Origin of the sequence: Duganella dendranthematis (assembly GCF_012849375.1) — a bacterium.
GTDB classification, from domain to species: Bacteria; Pseudomonadota; Gammaproteobacteria; order Burkholderiales; family Burkholderiaceae_D; genus Rugamonas; species Rugamonas dendranthematis.
Map to the genome: position 1 here is coordinate 3038658 of NZ_CP051684.1, position 17738 is coordinate 3056395.

Sequence of the window (17738 nt, forward strand, 5' to 3'; positions counted from 1 at the left end):
GGCCTGGTGGTGGCTGTTGACATGGTGGTTGGTCATGAGCATGGGCAGCGTGCTGGCGCAGACGGTGCCGGCGCCGCCGCCGCAATATGAAGAGCTTTTTCTGGAGGTAAGCTTGAACGGTGAATCGACCGGACTGGTACTGCGTTTCACCCGGGGCAAGAGTTCGGGGCTGCGTAGCAGCGTGCAGAATCTGCGCGACCTGGAACTCGACCCCAAACTGTTCGGAGTCGAGGGCCAGGACGAGTTCGACCTCGACCAGGTCAAAGGCCTGAGCTATACCTATGACCCGGCACGCCAGGCGCTGGCGCTGCGCGTCGACGATGTGCTGCGGGCGCCGGTCTCGGTTTCGGCGCGCACGGTGCGCAAGCCGGGCGTGGCCACGGTGACGCCGGGCGCGGTGATCAATTACGACGCCTACACCCAGCTGGGACAGAACCGCAGCACCTCGGTCAGCCACGAGTTACGCTACTTCAACACCAACGGCGTCTTGAGCAGCACCGGCGTATTTAATTACAGCAACCAGCTGCGCCAGTACGTGCGCTTCGATACCGCCTGGGTGCATTCCGATCCGGACACGCTGGAAACCTGGCAGGCCGGCGATTTCATTTCGTCGTCGCTCAACTGGTCGCGGTCGCTGCGCATGGCCGGCGTGCAGTGGCGCCGCAGCTTCGACCTGCGGCCGGATCTGCTGACCTTCCCGTCGGCGTCGCTGGGCGGCTCGGCAGTGGTGCCGACGGCGGTCAGCCTGTATGTGGACGGCGTGCGTCAGGTCGACACCGCCGTGCCGTCCGGCCCGTTCATCATCAACCAGGTGGCCGGCATCAACGGCGCCGGCCAGGCCACGCTGGTCACGCGCGACGCCGCCGGCCGCGCCATCAGCACCACGGTGCCGCTATATGTGGATACCCGCATGCTGGCCGAGGGCCTGACCGATTACTCGGCCGAGCTGGGGCTGATACGGCGCGGTTACGGCACGCGCTCGTTCGATTACGCCCGCACGCCGGCCGCCGTCGGCTCGCTGCGGCGCGGTCTGAGCGACAACCTGACGCTGGAGGCGCACGGCGAGGCCGGGCGCGGCGTGATCAATGGCGGCGCCGGCATGCTGTGGCGTGTCGGCCAGTCGGGCGTGGTCAGCGGTTCGCTGGCGGCCAGCGCCGGCGGCAACGGCGACCACAGCCGGCGCGGCGCCCAGGCCGCAGTGGGCTATCAATATCTGAGCCCGCGCTTCAGCGTCGACCTGCAATCGCAGCGGGTGCTGGCGCAATACAGCGACCTCGGCTCGGTGGAAGGCATTCCGGTGGTGCGCGCCACCGACCGCTTCAATTTCTCCATGGCGCTGTTCGGCGGCCAGGGCGTGGGCCTGAGCCTGGTCAATGTGCGGGCGCCGCTGTCGCCGCCGGCGCGGATTGCCGCACTCAACTATTCTGTCGGACTGGGCTGGGGCATGTACCTGAGCGTCAGCGCCTTCCGCGATTTCCGCGATGAAAAGTCGCGCGGCGTGTTCTTCAGCATCAGCGGCAGCTTCGCCGACCGCATCTCGGCCACCGTCAGCCGTAGCCGCCAGAATGGCGTGCGCGGCACCACCACCACGCTGTCGCGCTCGGCCGACTACAGCGGCGGCTTCGGCTGGGGGCTGCAATCGGCCAGCAACAATGGCACGGCGGTGCACCAGGCGCAAGGCACCTACCTTGGCAACTACGGCCAGGTGACGGCCTACACGCTGGATACCGGCGGCAACCGCAGCAGCTCGCTGGACGTGGCCGGCGCGGTGGTGCTGATGGATGGCAGCGTGCATGCGGCGCGCCAGGTCGGCGCCGGCTTCGGACTGGTGTCGACCGACGGCGTCGGCGGCGTACCGGTATTGCAGGAAAACCAGGTGATCGGCAAGACCAGCAGCAGCGGCTACATGCTGGTGCCGAATCTGACGCCGTATCTGCAAAACCAGGTCGGCATCGACACCACCCACTTGCCGCTGGATGCGCGCGTGGCCAGCACTACCCAGACCGTGGTGCCGGCGCGCCTGTCCGGGGTGCTGGTGCGCTTCCCGGTTGAAACCTACGAGGCGGCCAGCGTGATCCTGCATGACGCGGCCGGCAAGCCGCTGCCGGCCGGCACCACGGTGCTGCACGTGGAAAGCGGCGCCGTCACGCTGGTCGGTTTCGACGGCGTCGCCTTCATCGACCATCTGGAACCGCTGAATCACCTGCAAGCCACAGTAGACGGGGTGCGCTGCGTGGCCGAGTTCAGCTACACGCCGGTCAAGGGCAATGCGTTGTCGACCATGGGTCCGTTTGTCTGCCGGAGCGCGCCATGATGTCCGCGCGCCGTTGCCTGCTGTGGCTGGGATTGTTGCTGATGCTGGTCTGCGGCCAGGCGCGCGCCGATGGCTGCACGGTAGCCCAGACCAATATTGTCTTCCCATCCGTCAGCTCGATCACCAGCGCCGACGCCTACGCCAACGCCAACTTCAAGGTCACCTGTACCTGGACCAGTGCCCTGGCCGGACTGTTGTTCCCCAACGCCACGGTGTGCCTGTATCTGGGCGACGGCTCGGGCAACGCCAGCACCACCGCCACGGTGCCGCGCCAGTTGTCCAACGGCAGCAAGCGCGTCAACTACAACCTGTACACCGACGCCAGCTACTCGGCCGCCAAGGTATGGGGCGGCTGGAGCGGCACCGATACGTCGGCCAATGTGATCCAGTTTACGCTGACCAAGAGCGACAACGTGATCGGCTCGCTGACGCAGGACGTCAACCTGTACGGCAAGCTGAACGCGGACGCCACGCTGGCGGCGATGGACGTGGGGCCCGACAACTTGAGCCTGGTATCCAACTTCGGCGGCAGCAATGTGATGATGCGCTTCATCTTTTTCCTGAGCGGCGCCGGCAACTGCGTGCTCGGCACCACGGTGGCGATGCCGTTCCAGGTCAGCGCAAATGTCATCAACGATTGCGATATCAACGTCGGCAATCTGGTATTCCCCAATAGCAGTCTGTTGACCAGCGCGATCCGCACCACGTCGACGCTGACGGCGCGTTGCAGCAAGAACACTGCCTACCGCATCACGTTTTCGGCCGGCACCACGCCCGGCAACACCGTTAGCGCGCGCAAGATGCTCAAAACGTCAGCGAGTGAGCTGGTGTCGTATCAGATTTCCAGCGCGCTCGATGGCGCCAGTCTGGGCGACGGCAGCGGCGGGACGGTGGTGATGGGCGGAACGGGCGATGGCACAACCAAGAGCCAGACCGTGTTTGGACTAGTGCCGGCGCAGACGACGCCGTCGCCGGGGGATTACAAGGATACGGTGGTGGCGACCGTGTGGTTCTGACGGTCGCGGAGACGGGGGCAGATCAGAAGGTGATGGTCCATTCGCCGGCGCCGGATTCCTGGCGGAGGGCGGTGGCTTGCGCGGCGCTGCTGTTGACGCTGGCGGCCTGGGCGGTGTTGCGGGTCATCTGGTAAGGGGTTTTGAGCTGGCAGGCGACGGTTGGCGCGGCTTTGGTGTTGTTCGTGGCGGCGGTGGCGGCAGCGGCGCTGGTTTGCACAGTGCAGGCTTCTTTCACCTCAAAGCTCACTGCCATGCTGGCGGTCGCAGTTTTGCCGGCGGCACTGGCAATCAGTGGCAGGCTGAACAGGACGATGGCGAGAGCTTTAGTAAAAGTTTTCATTTATCACACACGTTGTTGGGGTGCGCAGCCTTGGTCGATGGCTACGGTATCAGGGTAGCCAACAAGGTTGAGATGTTGATCTACAGGAAGAATTTTATCCTGAAAGAACAATCTCTCTAATGTTCACATTCTAGCGTGAAATTGACGTGTGGAAATAAAGTGATTTTTGGAGAGTTTTGAGTGTGGTTTTTCAGCTGATCGTGGAGGGACAAAAACAGGCGGGAAAACGAGGTTTTTTCATAGAGGAAAGTAGTTAAAAATCAGGGTAGAAAAGGAGACGAAATTGAAGCGCAAAAATACACACATTGTCACAGCAGTTGCATCACCTAAAAAAGTCACACTTTCTTGCATCCAACATGCAAGTCGCTCAGTCTGAAGGCGTTCTTGTTAACGCATTTTGTTGATCACCTGACATAGAGGAGTAGCAAACATGAAACATACCGACTTTGGTAGCATGCCTTGCCCGATCGCCCGCAGCCTTGGCAAAGTAGGGGAATGGTGGAGCATCCTGATCCTGCGTGACGCCTTCTACGGCTTGACCCGCTTTGATGAATTTGAGAAGAGCCTGAAAATCGCGCCGAATATGTTGACGCGCCGTCTGGCCGGCCTGGTGGAGGGCGGACTGATGGAACGTCGCCAGTACAGCGCGCGGCCGCCGCGCTATGAATATGTGCTGACCAAGGCTGGCCGCGATTTCAAACCGGTCCTGCTGGCGTTCGTTGCTTGGGGCAACGATCACCTGGCGCCGGAAGGGGCTACGCTGCTGGTGGTGAGCCGCGAAACCGGCAAACCGGCCGACCAGGTGCTGGTGGACGCCAACAGCGGCCTGGCCATCAACGACGAGGACTATATGTTCGCGCCGGGCCCGGCTGCCACCGACGTCATGCGTTCGCGGCTGATCCAGATTAACCAGCCCGGCCGCGCCTAGTCAGCCGGGCGGTCCGGCCCAGGCGGCGCTGCGGCGCCGCTTTTTTTATTGGTAATTGTGTTGCTTTCACTAAACTAGTTTCCGGTCGGAACCAAAAACGCCTAGATATCAGGCACTTAAAGGGGGCATACGGGAGGGGCTGCAAACTGTGGAATAATGCGGTAATCAGCGTAACGGCGCGCTGTTGCAATACAGTAGAGGAAAGTTAATTTGGTGGACATGTTTGCGCTCGACGACGAGCTGGCGCAGTGGGAAACGGCCTTGCCTGATGTGCAAGGTGCGGAACGCTCAAAGCTGCTGATGGCGCTGGCCTGGCATCTGCGCCAGCGGGACCCTGCACGCGCGCAGCAACTGGCCACCGAGATTGTCCCGCTGCTGGCGCTGCTGCCGTCGGACGCCGCCCTGGTGCAACGGGCGCGCCTGCACCTGATCACCGCCGAGCCGGCCTGGCTGCGCGGCGACCTCGACACCGCCTTCCATTATGCCGAACAGGCACTATTACTATGTGATCAAGCTGCCGACAGCTTGCCGGCCGCCGCCGCTGCCTGCCGCGCCGACGCCTGCTGGGTCATGGCCTGGGCCAGCAACGACCGTGGCTTAAGCGCCGATGGCGACGACTGGTTGCGCCAGGCCGCCGCTGCCGCCCGCGTGGCGGCCGACCCGATGCGCATCGATATCATCGACGCCGCCTCCGGCATCTGCGACGCCTTCAGCGACGGCCCGGCCGCGCAGCAGCGCTGGCGCGACCGCTTCAGCACGGATCTGCACGGCGTGGCGCCGATCGCGGCCGGCTGGATCAGCGACTTCTTCGGCACCTGCGCCTTCCAGCGCAGCGAATACGGCCGCGCCATCGGCCACCTGATGCTGAGTTTTGAGAACGCGCTGGCCAGCGGCCAGATCCGTCGCGCCATCATCGTCGCCACGAATATCGGCAACGGCTTCACCAGCCTCAACGCGCACGAGTCGGCGCTGGAATGGATGCAGCGCGGGCTGGACCTGGCGCGGCCGGCCGGCTGGCCGCTCAGCATCGGCATGTGCCTGATGCAGACCGCCGAAACGTTGCGCCAGCTGGGCCAGCGCGACGCCGCGCAAAGCCTGCTGCGTGAAGCGCTGAACACGCTGGCGCCGCTGTCCGGTTCGCGCGCCTACGCGGTGGCGCTGGAATACCAGGGAGATTTGGCGCTCGACCTCGGCAACTATGCGGCCGCGCTGGAAAGTTTTACCCGCCTGGCCGCACGCGGCGACGCCCTGTGCCAGAACGATTTCCAGAGCAGCGCGCGGCGCGGCCAGGCGCATGCGCTGTCCTACCTGGCGCGCGCCGACGATGCGCTGGCCGCCGCCCAGGCCGCGCTGGCGCTGGCGCGCGACCATGGCGATGCATCGAGCCAGATCGCCACCCTCAACGTGCTGGCCGACATCCACGCCCGCCATCCGCTGCCGGGCCCGGAACCGATGGAGGCGCCCAACGCCGTGCTGCATTATCTGCAGCTGGCGCTGGAAATCGCGGCCACCATCGAAGGCTACACGGTGCCGGGTGCGCTGCTGGACGCGGCGGCGCGCGAGTACGCCGCCATCGGCGACTACCAGCGCGCCTATACCATCGCGCTGCGCGCCAACACCGCGCGCGACCAGACCCACAGCAAGGAAGCCACCAACCGCGCCATCGCCATGCAGGTGCAGTACCAGACCGAACGGGCGCAGACCGAGGGCGAGCATCATCGCCAGCTGGCGGCGGCCGAGGCGCAGCGCGCCGAAGTGCTGCAACAGATCAGCGCCACATTGGAACACCTGAGCGCCATCGGCCAGGAAATCACTGCCCACCTGGATGCGGCGGCGGTGTTCCGCGCGCTGGACCGCCACGTGCATGGCTTGCTGGATGCGACCCACTTTTCGATCTTCCTGCTGCAGCCGGACGGCGCCTCGCTGGTGTGCGAATTCGGCATTGAAGCGGACAAGCCGCTGCCGCGCGTGCGCATCGCCGCCGATGATCCGAACGCCAATACCGCGCGTTGTCTGCGCGAACGGCGCGAAATCCTGGTCGAGCTGGACGACGAAGATGTCACGCCCAACCTGATCCCCGGCACGCTGCCGACCCAGAGCCTGCTGTTTGCGCCGCTGCGCGTGGGCGAGCGGGTGCTGGGCGTGATGACGGTGCAGTCGCTGCTGGCGCGCGCGTATGGCGAACGCGAACGGCTGATCTTCCGCACGCTGTGTGCCTACGGCGCCATCGCGCTCGACAACGCCAGCGCCTACCGCCAGGTGGCCGCCACCCAGGAACAGCTGCTGGACAAGAACCTGGAGCTGGAGCAGGCCTACCAGGCGCTGGAGGAAGTCAGCCTGACCGACCAGCTGACCGGGCTGCGCAACCGCCGCTTCTTCCTGCAAAACGTCGACGCCGACGTCGCCATGAGCTTGCGCGGCTACGACGCCGGCCTGCACCGCGAACTGAACGAGTGCGACCTGCATGCGGCCAAGGACCTGGTGTTCTTCATGGTCGATCTCGACCACTTCAAGGAAGTCAACGACCGCTACGGCCACGCGGCCGGCGATTCGATCCTGGTGCAGATGCAGGAGCGGCTGCGCGAAGTGTTCCGCGAATCGGATTACGTGATTCGCTGGGGCGGCGAGGAATTCCTGGTGCTGGCGCGCGCCACCCACCGCGACGAGGCGCCGGGTGTGGCCGAACGCATGCGGCGCGCCGTCGCCGAGCGCGATTTCACTTTGCCGGACGGCGTGCGCTTGTCCAAGACCTGCTCGATCGGCTTTGCCTGTTTTCCGTTCCTGCCGTCGCAGCCGCGCTTGCTGTCGTGGTCGCAGGTGGTGGAACTGGCCGACCAGGGCCTGTACATCGCCAAGCGTTCCGGCCGCAATGCCTGGGCGGCGCTGTACAGCACCGACGCCACGCGCGCCGACGGCGTCTTCCCGCGCCTGATGCAACAACTCGATCAGGCCGTGACGGATGGCGAGGTGCGGCTGGTGTCCAATCTGACCGGGCCGCTGGTGCTGGTTGGCGAACGTCGCCGCATCGGCTTGTCGAGCGATTTGGAGTTGAACTGAGCATGGATAAACAACGTTGTAGCTGGGCCAATCCGGCCAATCCCCTGTATCTGGCATATCACGACACTGAATGGGGCGTGCCGTGCCACGACGAGCGGCGCCTGTTCGAGATGCTCAATCTGGAAGGTGCGCAGGCGGGCTTGAGCTGGGAGACCATCCTCAACAAGCGCGAGAACTATCGCGCCGCTTTTGACCAGTGGGATGCGCACAAGATCGCCGCGTATGGCCCGGACAAGGTGGCGGAGTTGCTGGGCAACGCCGGCATCGTGCGCAACCGGCTGAAGGTGGCGGCGGCCATCACCAATGCGCAGGCGTATCTGCGCTTGCTCGACAGCGGCAGCAGCCTGGATAAGCTGCTGTGGTCTTACGTCGGCGGCAAACCGATTGTGCGTGGCGAGGGGCCGCGTCCGGCCAAGACCGAGCTGTCGGATCGTCTGTCGAAGGATCTGGCCAAGCTGGGCTTCAAGTTTGTCGGTTCGACGATTATGTATGCGTATATGCAGGGTATCGGCATGGTCGATGACCATGCGCCGGATTGCTTCTGCCGCAAAGCGCGCAAGTGACGATGCGGGTCGTGCTCGACACCGAGTTTGGCCGTGGCGAGCGGTTTGCGGCAGCGCGCGCGCAGGGCGGACGTTTGCACTACATTGCGCTTGCCGCTGCATTGCCGCCGGCGGCTGCGGTGGACGACGCGCAGCTGCGCGATGCGTGGCCGTTGAATGTGCCGGGCTTTCATCGCGTGATTTTGAATGACGAGGTGACGCTCGATCTGCTGGTGGGCGCGGTGGATGCTGTGCTGCCGCAGATTGCGGCGCGCGTGAACGCGTTTCACCTGTCGCCGGATATAGCGCCGGCATGGGCGCGCACGCTGGCCAAGCTGGCGGTGCAAGGCGCCACGCTGCATGCCCGCGCCGCCGACGAGGCGCTGGTGTGGGCGCTGACGGCGGCGGGCTTTGTGTGCCGCATCGCTGACGATGCTTGCGCCGCGCCGGATATCGCGGCCGTCTACCGTAGCCGTAAACCGCAGCCTGCTGCGCAAGATGTGCCGGTGCGGCGCGCGGTGATCATTGGCGCTGGCTTGGCCGGTTCGTCGGCCGCGCAGCGTTTGTGTGCGCGCGGCTGGCAGGTGACGCTGATCGAACGCCATGCGCAGCCGGCGCAGGAGGCATCCGGCAACCTGGCCGGCATCTTCATGCCGCTGCTCTCCAAAGACGACAACATCCCCACGCGCCTGAGCCGCGCCGCCTACCTGTTTGCGCTGCGCGAATGGCGCCGCATGGGCGGCGTGGGCACAGCGTTCCTGGGCGCCGATTGCGGCGTGCTGCAACTGGCGCGCGATGAACGTCACGCGAAAGTGCAGCAGGACGCGCTAACGCAATGGAACTATCCACCACAATACGCGCGCTGGGCCGATGCCCGAGAAGCCAGCGCCTTGATCGGCGCGCCGACCCCGCATGGCGGCTGGCTGTTTGCGCAAGGCGGCTGGGCGCGGCCATCGTCGCTGTGCGAGGCGATGCTGGCGTCGTGCGGCGAACGCCTGCAACGCGTGTTCCACACCGAAGCGCTGGACCTGCTGCGCGTTGACGACCAATGGCAGGTGCGTGGCGCAGACGACGCGCTGATCGCGCAAGCGCCGACCGTGATCCTGGCCAGCGGCGCCGGGGCTGGCCAGATCGCACAGGCAGCGGAGCTGCCGCTGGCCAGGTTGCGCGGGCAGGTTACCCACTTGCAGGTCGAAGCCGCCGCCGTGCCGCCGCTGCTGCCGCTGCTGCCGCCGATATTACCGCTGGTGGTCTGCCGCGAAGCCTACGTCACGCCACCGTCGGACGGCGTCGTCTGCGCCGGCGCCACCTACGACAACGACGACGATCCGGCGCTGCGCGCCAGCAGCCAGCAGGAGAATCTGGCCCGGCTGGCCGAAATCATCCCTGGCGACGCCGTGGCGGCATTGGCGCACACCGCGCCGCTGGCCGGCCGCGTGGGCTTCCGAGTGGCCGCGCCGGACCGGCTGCCGCTGGCCGGCGCGCTGCCCGACTACGCGAACGCCGGCCGGCTGGAATGCCTGTCCGACGTGCCGCGCCATCCCGGCCTGCATTGCCTGCTTGGCTACGCATCGCGAGGCCTGATCTGGGCCCCGCTGATGGCGGAACTGCTGGTCTGCCAACTGGAAAATACGCCGCCGCCGCTGGAGAACACACTGATCGACGCCCTCGATCCCGGCCGCTTCCTGCTCAAGCAACGCCGCCGCGCGCAGTAGCCGGGCCACGTCGCTGTTGCGCTTACGCAAACCGAACGCGTTGGCGGCACGACAGGCCTCAGGCTATAATCGGCCCCTGAACACCGCCGTCCATGGAGATCCTGCAAATGGATGAACAAGCATCGCAGCAGCAAGAAGGCTCACCGGAGCTGTTCATGTTCCTCGCGTCCACCGTGCATGACATGAAAAATTCGATCAGCGTCCTGAGTGGCACGCTGGAGAACCTGCTGTCCGCACACCAGTCCAGCGCCGCGCCGGAATACGGCCAGATGGCGCAGATGCTGTACCAGACCAAGCGCCTCAACGATAACCTGATCCAGTTACTGGCGTTATACAAGGATGTCGGCAAACCAGGCTATCCCTTCGACCCGGCGCCGCGCAGCATGCGCGAGCTGGTGGAACTGGTGGCCGGCCAGGCGCACATGCTGCTGCAATCGCGCGGCATCGCGTTTGAAGTCGACTACCCGCAGGACGCCATCTGGACGCTGGATGAAGACCTGGTCATCGGGGTGCTGGTCCACGCCATCAACAACGCCGTGCGCTACACGCGCGACCGCATCCGCCTGACCATCGCCGTCGATGGCGACTACCTGGAACTGCGGGTGGAAGACAACGGCGTCGGCTTCCCGGCGAATATGCTGGAATCGGGCGCCAGCGCCAAGGCGGCGATTAACTTCTTAAGCAATAGCAGCGGCCTGGGTCTGTACTTTTCCAGCGAAGTGGCGAAGATGCACAAGCACCGCCAGCGCAGCGGCAGCATCGCCCTGGAAAACGGCGGCGCCTTGGGCGGCGGCTGTTTCGTCTTGCGGTTGCCATGATGAGCAGCGAAGTCTTTAGCGCCAATACCACCGCCGACGGCGGCATCGACTGGGCGGAGAAGCGTTACCTGATCATCGACGATTTCGTCGGCATTCGCCAACTGCTGCGCGAGTCTTTACGCAACCTCGGCGCCAAACATATCGACCAGGCCTCCAGCGGCGGCGAGGCCATGGTGCTGTTGTCCAAAACCCGGTATGACGTGGTGCTGTGCGATTACAATCTCGGCGACGGCAAGAACGGTCAGCAGGTGCTGGAAGAGGCGCGCATCCGCAACCTGATGTTGCCGTCCAGCGTGTGGCTGATGGTGTCCGCCGAAAAAAGCGTGGAGTCGGTGATGGGCGCGGCCGAACACCAGCCGGACGCCTACATCATCAAGCCGATCACCGAAGGCGTGCTGTTGACGCGCCTGAACCGGGTGTGGATCAAGAAGCAGGTCTTCAGCGAAATCGACCAAGCCTTTGCAGACAAGGATTACCTGCGTGCTGCGAAGCTGTGCCAGGACCAGGTGGCGCATCATCCACTGCACGCCATCGACCTGCTGCGCATGAAGGCCACGCTGCTGCTGAAAGCCGGCGAGACCGAACAGGCGGGCGTGGTCTACGAGCAGGTGCTGCAAGACCGCGACTACAACTGGGCGCGTTGCGGCCTGGGGAAAATCCGCATGGCCGCCGGCGATCTGGAAGCGGCGCGCATGATGTTCCAGGCGGTGATTGCCGATAATCGTTTTTACATCGACGCCTTCGACCAGCTGGCGCAGTCGTTCCAGTTGCAAGGCAAAACCGAAGAGTCGTTCGACGTGCTGCAAAAAGCGGCCAAGCTGTCGCCCAATTCGGTGCCGCGTCAGCGTTCGCTGGGGCAGACGGCGCTCAAGCTGGGGAATATTCCGGTGGCGGAGAAGGCCTTCCGCAAGTGCATCGAGATCGGCGAGTTCTCGGTGCGGAAGACAGTCGATGCGTATCTCGGCCTGGCGCGCGTGTGCGGGCAGAAGAACGATACCAAGGAAGCCATCCGCCTGCTCAACGCGGCGGTCCACCAGTTCGGCGGCGACCAGGTGACGCTGCGCGCCAAAATCACCGAGGGACTGGTGTATCACGAGAGCGGCGATTTCCGGCGCGCGCGCAAGTCCGGCGACGAGCTGGAAGCGATGCTGGCCGACGATGTGCGCCAGCGGCCGGACACCGAGACCTGCCTGGATATGGCGACCTTGCTGTTTGCGGTCGGCGTCAAGGAAGCGCCGGTCCACCTGCTGCAATACGTGACGCGCAATAACCACGACAACACGGTGCTGCTGGACGACGTGCAGAAGATCTTCGACCGCGCGCGCATGAGCGACGAGGGTGCGGAACTGATCAAGGAAGCGCGCATGGAAGCGGCGGAGATGATGAACCGCGGCGTGCTGCTTTGGAAAACCGGCAAGCTGGCGGAAGCCATCGACTGGATGCGCACGGCGCGCCGCGCGCTGCCGCACAATATGCGCATCCTGTTCAACTCCGCACAGATCATCATCTCGGCGTTACAGCAGAATGGTTACGAGCGCGGGCTGGCCGACGAGGCGATCGGTGTGTTGATGCACGTGGACGCCATCGCGCCGGGACAGCAGCGTTTTGCGCAGCTGATGGAACAGCTGGCGATGCTGGCGCCGGTGTCCGGCGTGGTAGCTGCGGCTGCGGCCAGCGAGTACGAAGCCGCCAATGGACCGGTGCCGGAGAGCACCCGATTTACCAGTAGTTAAACCAACATGACACTCAATTTTGAGAGCAAATAAGGGCACAAAAAATATGCGCGACATCGCCAAGGAAGTTTACAAAAAAATGAAAGTAGGTAGTGTGGCCTGGGTTCGCCCGGTCGCCGCCAAGGGCGATACCCTGGAGAGCTTCCAGGCCGCCCACGACAGCGCCAAGCTGCTCGAAGAGGAAGGCCTGATCGATATCGAGAAAGTGGAACGTCAGGCCGATGGCCTGATCGACGCCATCCGCATCCAGCGGCTGGCGTAATTTTCCTTACGGCTGATCGTCGCCCGGCTTGGCCGGTTTAGCCGATTTAGCGACAGCTTTTTTGAGCGTCGGCTTTTTGGCGGCAGGTTTTTTCACCTCAGCCGGTTTGACCGGCGCTGCCGATGCCGCGCTGGCGGCAGGCTTGCTCTCCGCCGGCTTGGCGCCCGCAGCTGCGGCTGCGGCGAATTTGACGGCGGCATCGGTCATCATCGATTCCGACGCCATGGCCGTGGACACGGCTTGCTTGAACTGATCCTGTAACAGATTCCACCAGGCGTTAGGCTGGGCCGCAGCAGCGCCACCGCTGGCCGGCTTGGGCGTTTCCACCTTGGCTTCCGGCGCTGGCGTCGGTGCAGGTGCAGGTGCAGGCTGCGGCGATGGCTGCGTGGCCTGCGCCTTGTCTGCTTCGCGCGCATGGTGGAAGAAGGCGGAGGCGTAAGGATTGGCGTCGAAGATCGACTTGTCGCTCACGCCAGTGTTAACGGCGGAAGCCAGGCTGGCGCCGACCGATTTGAGCGTGGCGATGGTGTCGCGCTGGACTTCCAACGCCTGTATGCTCCCGCGCAGCATGCTCAGATTCAGATTGAGCCAGCTCTCGACGGCTTTCAGGTCGTTGACTTTCTTGTCCAGTTCTTCGACCGACAGCGTGGGTGCGGTCAGACCCGGCACGCTCATGCTGCCCCACAGGTTTTTGACAAAATCCAGCGTATCGTTCATGACGCCGGCGCCGGGAATGTTCGGCATTTGCGAGTGGACCATGGCTATCCTCCTGTAGGTTGAGCGGCTAGCGTAGCAGATATTGGTTAGGCATTCAAAAGGTTTTGGCAACATTTCTGCGCCAGCACTGCCGAGAACTGCGATCCCGTTTAAACTAGCGGCCATGACGATCGTTTCCTTCCTTACCCGACACCGGCGCGTACTGGTTTTGTGTGCGGCCACTGTGGCGCTGCACTTTGCCGCGATTGACTGGGTGGGAGGGCGCCTGAGCGCGCAGACGCACCGGGCGTCGGAGCTGAAGCCGTCGCTGATGACGGCGCAATTGCGGCTGGCGCTGCCCAAGCGGGTAGAGACGCCGCCGCCGCCCGAGATCACGCCGCTGGCGCAGAAAACGCCCAAGCCGGCGGTCCGGCTGCCGAAGCCGAGACCACGGCCGGCCGCCGAGCCGCTGCCCGAACCGGCGCCGCTGGCGGCCACTGCGCCTGCTGAGCAGGACGTGTCGTCGTTGCTGGCTGCCGAGCCGCCGATTGCGGTGGCCGACCCGCAGGCCGGCGCCGCGCAGGCGCAAACCGGTACGCCGCCGCCAGCGGTGGCGCCGGGCGACACGCCGGCCGAGGCCAAGCCGGAGGCGTCGCCGCGCCTGGGCATGCGGCGCTACAAGGTCAACCTGCCGCCGCCCGCGGTGTTTGAGATGGCGCTGGACCGGGTCGACCCCGACGGCACCAAATGGACAGGCTCCGCGACGATGACGTGGCATACTGATGGCGGCCACTATCAGGCATCGGTGCAGGCGGGTCTGAGCTTGATCGTCACGCGTCTGAATTTGCTGACGTCCCGCAGCGAAGGGGAGATCGACGATTACGGCATCGCCCCGCTCAAGTCGACGGAGAAGCGTGCGCGCCGTGCCGAAACCGCGACCCATTTCAACCGCGACGCCGGCACCATCACGTTTTCGTCGTCGGAAGCCAGCTTCCCGCTGATGGTGGGCGCGCAGGACCAGGTCACGGTGCCGTTCCAGCTGGGCGGCATCGGCCGGGCTGACGTCAACCAGTTTGGCAGTGATATCGATATCCAGGTCGCCGATTCCAGGGACGCCACCATCAACCGCTTCCAGCTGGTGGGCGAAGAAGAACTGGACACCAAGACCGGCAAGATCGTGACATGGCATTTGAGCCGGCCGGCGAAACCCGGCTCGTATTCGTCCAGGCTGGAAATCTGGCTGGCGCCGGGCATCAACTGGTACCCGATGCAGATTCGCGTAACCGAAGGTAACGGCGCTGTGAACACGCAGACCGTCTCCGACATCAAGATGACACAGACAGGTAAATAGTATGAAAAAGATCACCACCCTTTGCGCCGCGCTGTTGCTGGCCTACGCTGCACACGCAGCCGCACCTAACGGCGAACATCCGAGCGTCAAGCGCCCGACCAGCGTGCCGCCGTCGGCGGACCTGAGCTACAACCTGAAGGTCAAGCAGAGCGGCCTGTCGCTGAACGGCACCGCCACCGTGCAGTGGCGCGCCGGCGACGGCAAATACTCGATCAACACCGAGAGCCATGCCGCCATCTTCGGCAAGGTGGTCGAGAACCGCAGCGAAGGCGCGATCGACGACTACGGCCTGGCGCCGGCCAGCTTCTACGAGAAGCGCATGCGCAAGGACCCGTACACCACTACTTTCAAGCGCGACGCCAAGGCCATTGCATTTACTGAAAGCGACGTCACCTATCCGATACTCGGGGGCGAACAGGATCGCAGCAGCGCGCAATGGCAGCTGGCCGCGCTGGGCCGCGCCGCGCCGGACAAATTCAAAACCGGCAGCGAATGGCACATGTTCGTGGCTGGCCGCCGCGACGCCGAGCAGTGGAGCTTCAAAGTGGTCGGCACCGAAAACGTGCAGACCGGGGCCGGCGAGGTTAGCGCGGTCCACCTGGTGAAGGCGCCGCCGCCGGATGCCAAGGGCCAGCAGGTCGACCTGTGGCTGGCGCCGTCGATGGACTGGTACCCGGTGCGGGTGCGCTTTAACGACAATGACGGCGACTTCGTCGACCAGACACTGGAAAAGGTCGTGAAGAAGTAGGCTCCTGCTATACTGACGCCCCCGCGACAATGAGGTTTATTTGTAAAAAATACAATGGCGGGGTGCACAGAATGGCAAAGAATGATCGAACCTACAACTAGTGAAGCCGCATCGGACCCGCAAGTGCAAGACAGCTTGCAGGCCCACTTCCAGCCGCACATTTCCGCCGACGAGATTGAGCAGGTCTACCACCTGAAACGCGCGCAGCCGCTGCTGCAGGTGTTTACAGCGCTGTTCCATGGCGGTTTCGATGGCGTGCTGGTACGCCTGCTGGTGCTGCGCGAGCTGGCCGCCGATACCGCGTCCACCAGCTTCACCCGCGCCGACATCAATACCCGCCTGGCGTACCTGCTGCCCGAGTCGCTGGAGACGGTGCTGATGCGCCTGCGCACCAACCAGCTGCTGGCATGGGACGCGCAGCAGGCGGTGTACCGCGTGACGCCGATGGCGCGCAATGTACTGTCGGCGATCGACGCCTTGCTCGCCCTGGGCAAGGAAGAAGACGACAACGCCGAAATGGGCTTCCTGCTGTCGCAGGTGGCCGGCGCCCAGGTGATGGGCGGCGTCACTGTCGACCAGTTGAACCACCTGCTGGGCCGCCTGATGGAACTGACCGAGGAGTTTTCGGACGCGATTGCGTCAGGTTCCGAATTCCGCCTGCGCGCCTCGCAGGCCAAGTGGCATATGGCGTGCGACTGGGTCGAGAAGGGCTCGGAGATCCTGCGCGCCATTCTGACCGACGAAAACGCCGACAGCGCCACCCACAAGGCCGCGCAGGCCATCGGCCGCGCGCAATCGGCGCTGCTGAACATGCAGGGCATGTTCTCGCGCGCCCTGAACCAGATCGAGCGCCAGCGGGTGCATCTGGGCCAGTCCGGCCTGTCCACCACCGACATCAAGCGCTGGCTGCTGCTGCATGACGACCTGGCCTCGCTGGCCATCGACGCCATCGACCAGCCGGTGGTCCCGCTGTTCATCACGCCCGCAGAAATGATCGACGTAGCAGAAACTGAATTAATGGCCGACCGCATCAACACCACCGTATCCAATGGCCTGCCGTCCGGCGAGGATGCGCCGACCACCATCAGCGACGGCCCTGCCATGCAGCAGGAGCTGGACGACTGGCTGGCGCGCCTGTCCGACTTTGCGGCGCTGGGCAATTTCCCGAGCATCGCCGAAGAGTCGCCGAAAGCCATCCAGGCGCACGAGTCGCTGCTGCCGGCGTCGTTCGCCGTGGCCTCGTACCGCGCATCGCTGCTGCCGCTGCTGGGGGACGCCGACGAGGCCCGCCTGCAAGGCGCCACGGCGGCGCTGGCGCGCCTGCCGGTGACGTTCTCGCCACAAGATGAAATGGTCCAGCTGCCCGACCTCGAAGTCGCAGCGATTTCCCTTGCCTCCCTCTCACTGTCTTTGAATCCGGAAGGCGACAAGTCTGATGAATGACGATTCCCAAATCCTGATCGCGCGCCTGCTGTCGCACCAGACCCTGCGCCGCGACGATAAACTGGTCAAGCGCGTGCTGTCGGATGAACAGTTCCGCAAAGAGGTCGACGGCCGCCTGCTGGCGGTTGGCCTCAAGCTGCTCGACAACGTGTATGCCGACCACGTGACGCTGGCCCTGCACCGCAATATGGAGCCGAAAATTTTCGGCGCCAAGGATGTCTGGCAAAACAATAACTTCGGCTTGTCGCGCGATGGCGTGGCGCTGCTGGTGGTGCTGTGGGCGCAGATCATCCTGCCCAAGCGCGAACGCCAGGAGACCCACCAGCACGCGGAAGATGACCAGAACGATATGTTCGGCACCGAGAAGCCGCTGCCACGCGCGGAAGACACCTCGATCGGCATCGCCTACAAGGCGCTGCTGGCCGACTTCGGCGATAAGCTGGGCAAGAAGACGCGCCTGGACATGAACCTCGGCATCCTGTCGAAACTGGGCTTCATCGAACGGCGCGGCGACGTGATCGTCGAAGGCCCGCTGCTGGACCTGCTGATGGATACCGACGTGCTGAAAGAGCGCATCGTCAACGGCGCGCTGGCCGACGTGTTCAAACGCTCGCCGCCGCAGATCATTCCGGTGCCGCGCAGCGCGCCGCCGCTGGCCGCCAACGACGAGGAGCCGGCGCCGGCATTCGCCGAAGCGGAAGACGACATCCTGCCTGCCTTCGAAGCGCCGCCGCCGCCCGCTCCGATTGACGACGACACTCCAGCCAAGGACTAA

The 17738-nt window shown here is 64.5% G+C and carries 15 protein-coding genes; 13 read left to right on the top strand and 2 right to left on the bottom strand.

From position 1 onward, the window contains the following. Positions 1 to 34: 34 nt before the first annotated feature. Both HH213_RS13905 and HH213_RS13910 read left to right on the top strand, forming a co-directional pair. Positions 35 to 2314, top strand: a complete 2280-nt coding sequence (locus HH213_RS13905) for a fimbria/pilus outer membrane usher protein (protein ID WP_229263426.1) — start codon at positions 35 to 37, stop codon at positions 2312 to 2314. Next, entirely contained in the window at positions 2311 to 3330 is a 1020-nt protein-coding gene (locus HH213_RS13910; RefSeq protein WP_169112597.1) for a Csu type fimbrial protein, read from the top strand. The genes HH213_RS13905 and HH213_RS13910 overlap by 4 nt, the downstream gene beginning before the upstream one ends. 22 nt (positions 3331 to 3352) lie before the next feature. Here HH213_RS13910 and HH213_RS13915 read toward each other — a convergent pair whose 3' ends face one another. Further along, complete coding sequence (locus HH213_RS13915; RefSeq protein WP_169112598.1) at positions 3353 to 3670, bottom strand: hypothetical protein; 318 nt, start codon at positions 3668 to 3670, stop codon at positions 3353 to 3355. A 430-nt stretch (positions 3671 to 4100) separates the two neighbouring features. On the opposite strand from HH213_RS13915, the gene HH213_RS13920 reads away from it, so the two are divergent. From HH213_RS13920 to HH213_RS13950, 7 genes are all read left to right on the top strand, one after another. Continuing rightward, positions 4101 to 4598 (top strand): winged helix-turn-helix transcriptional regulator, encoded by a 498-nt coding sequence (locus HH213_RS13920; RefSeq protein ID WP_110846507.1) that lies wholly within the window; start codon positions 4101 to 4103, stop codon positions 4596 to 4598. A gap of 219 nt (positions 4599 to 4817) precedes the next feature. Further along, positions 4818 to 7655: a diguanylate cyclase gene (locus tag HH213_RS13925; RefSeq protein WP_169115172.1), complete on the top strand. Its 2838-nt coding sequence runs from the start codon at positions 4818 to 4820 to the stop codon at positions 7653 to 7655. A gap of 2 nt (positions 7656 to 7657) precedes the next feature. After that, positions 7658 to 8218, top strand: coding sequence for a DNA-3-methyladenine glycosylase I (locus HH213_RS13930; RefSeq protein ID WP_169112599.1), 561 nt, complete (start codon positions 7658 to 7660; stop codon positions 8216 to 8218). 2 nt (positions 8219 to 8220) lie between these two features. Continuing rightward, the gene (mnmC1, locus tag HH213_RS13935; RefSeq protein WP_169115173.1) at positions 8221 to 9912 is read left to right on the top strand and encodes an FAD-dependent 5-carboxymethylaminomethyl-2-thiouridine(34) oxidoreductase MnmC1; all 1692 of its coding nucleotides are present in this window, start codon (positions 8221 to 8223) and stop codon (positions 9910 to 9912) included. Positions 9913 to 10019: 107 nt separating this feature from the next. Then, the gene (locus HH213_RS13940) at positions 10020 to 10730 is read left to right on the top strand and encodes a sensor histidine kinase (RefSeq protein WP_169112600.1); all 711 of its coding nucleotides are present in this window, start codon (positions 10020 to 10022) and stop codon (positions 10728 to 10730) included. Next, positions 10727 to 12463 (top strand): tetratricopeptide repeat-containing response regulator, encoded by a 1737-nt coding sequence (locus HH213_RS13945; RefSeq protein ID WP_229263427.1) that lies wholly within the window; start codon positions 10727 to 10729, stop codon positions 12461 to 12463. Before HH213_RS13940 ends, HH213_RS13945 begins: the two co-directional genes overlap by 4 nt. 79 nt (positions 12464 to 12542) lie before the next feature. Continuing rightward, a complete protein-coding gene (locus HH213_RS13950) occupies positions 12543 to 12725 on the top strand; it encodes a hypothetical protein (protein ID WP_229257936.1) in 183 nt (60 codons plus the stop codon). A 6-nt stretch (positions 12726 to 12731) separates the two neighbouring features. On the opposite strand, the gene HH213_RS13955 is transcribed toward HH213_RS13950, so the two are convergent. Next, positions 12732 to 13484 (bottom strand): PhaM family polyhydroxyalkanoate granule multifunctional regulatory protein, encoded by a 753-nt coding sequence (locus HH213_RS13955; protein WP_169112601.1) that lies wholly within the window; start codon positions 13482 to 13484, stop codon positions 12732 to 12734. A 121-nt stretch (positions 13485 to 13605) separates the two neighbouring features. Here HH213_RS13955 and HH213_RS13960 point away from each other — a divergent pair, with 121 nt between their 5' ends. The 4 genes from HH213_RS13960 to HH213_RS13975 all read left to right on the top strand — a co-directional run bounded on the left by HH213_RS13960 (position 13606) and on the right by HH213_RS13975 (position 17738). Continuing rightward, a complete protein-coding gene (locus tag HH213_RS13960) occupies positions 13606 to 14772 on the top strand; it encodes a DUF3108 domain-containing protein (protein ID WP_169112602.1) in 1167 nt (388 codons plus the stop codon). Position 14773: 1 nt separating this feature from the next. Next, positions 14774 to 15520, top strand: a complete 747-nt coding sequence (locus HH213_RS13965) for a DUF3108 domain-containing protein (protein WP_110846512.1) — start codon at positions 14774 to 14776, stop codon at positions 15518 to 15520. An 81-nt stretch (positions 15521 to 15601) separates the two neighbouring features. Further along, positions 15602 to 16963: a hypothetical protein gene (locus tag HH213_RS13970; RefSeq protein ID WP_169112603.1), complete on the top strand. Its 1362-nt coding sequence runs from the start codon at positions 15602 to 15604 to the stop codon at positions 16961 to 16963. Then, on the top strand, positions 16956 to 17738 hold the full coding sequence (locus HH213_RS13975; protein WP_229263428.1) for a hypothetical protein: 783 nt from the start codon (positions 16956 to 16958) through the stop codon (positions 17736 to 17738). Before HH213_RS13970 ends, HH213_RS13975 begins: the two co-directional genes overlap by 8 nt.

Bases quoted from the DNA above. Each gene is read 5' to 3' on its own strand.
- HH213_RS13950 (WP_229257936.1), top strand. From the start codon at position 12,543: ATGAAAGTAGGTAGTGTGGCCTGGGTTCGCCCGGTCGCCGCCAAGGGC.
- HH213_RS13920 (WP_110846507.1), top strand. From the start codon at position 4,101: ATGAAACATACCGACTTTGGTAGCATGCCTTGCCCGATCGCCCGCAGC.
- HH213_RS13940 (WP_169112600.1), top strand. From the start codon at position 10,020: ATGGATGAACAAGCATCGCAGCAGCAAGAAGGCTCACCGGAGCTGTTC.
- HH213_RS13970 (WP_169112603.1), top strand. From the start codon at position 15,602: ATGATCGAACCTACAACTAGTGAAGCCGCATCGGACCCGCAAGTGCAA.
- HH213_RS13905 (WP_229263426.1), top strand. From the start codon at position 35: ATGAGCATGGGCAGCGTGCTGGCGCAGACGGTGCCGGCGCCGCCGCCG.
- HH213_RS13925 (WP_169115172.1), top strand. From the start codon at position 4,818: ATGTTTGCGCTCGACGACGAGCTGGCGCAGTGGGAAACGGCCTTGCCT.
- HH213_RS13955 (WP_169112601.1), bottom strand. From the start codon at position 13,484: ATGGTCCACTCGCAAATGCCGAACATTCCCGGCGCCGGCGTCATGAAC.
- mnmC1 (WP_169115173.1), top strand. From the start codon at position 8,221: ATGCGGGTCGTGCTCGACACCGAGTTTGGCCGTGGCGAGCGGTTTGCG.
- HH213_RS13910 (WP_169112597.1), top strand. From the start codon at position 2,311: ATGATGTCCGCGCGCCGTTGCCTGCTGTGGCTGGGATTGTTGCTGATG.
- HH213_RS13960 (WP_169112602.1), top strand. From the start codon at position 13,606: ATGACGATCGTTTCCTTCCTTACCCGACACCGGCGCGTACTGGTTTTG.
- HH213_RS13930 (WP_169112599.1), top strand. From the start codon at position 7,658: ATGGATAAACAACGTTGTAGCTGGGCCAATCCGGCCAATCCCCTGTAT.
- HH213_RS13975 (WP_229263428.1), top strand. From the start codon at position 16,956: ATGAATGACGATTCCCAAATCCTGATCGCGCGCCTGCTGTCGCACCAG.
- HH213_RS13945 (WP_229263427.1), top strand. From the start codon at position 10,727: ATGATGAGCAGCGAAGTCTTTAGCGCCAATACCACCGCCGACGGCGGC.
- HH213_RS13915 (WP_169112598.1), bottom strand. From the start codon at position 3,670: ATGAAAACTTTTACTAAAGCTCTCGCCATCGTCCTGTTCAGCCTGCCA.
- HH213_RS13965 (WP_110846512.1), top strand. From the start codon at position 14,774: ATGAAAAAGATCACCACCCTTTGCGCCGCGCTGTTGCTGGCCTACGCT.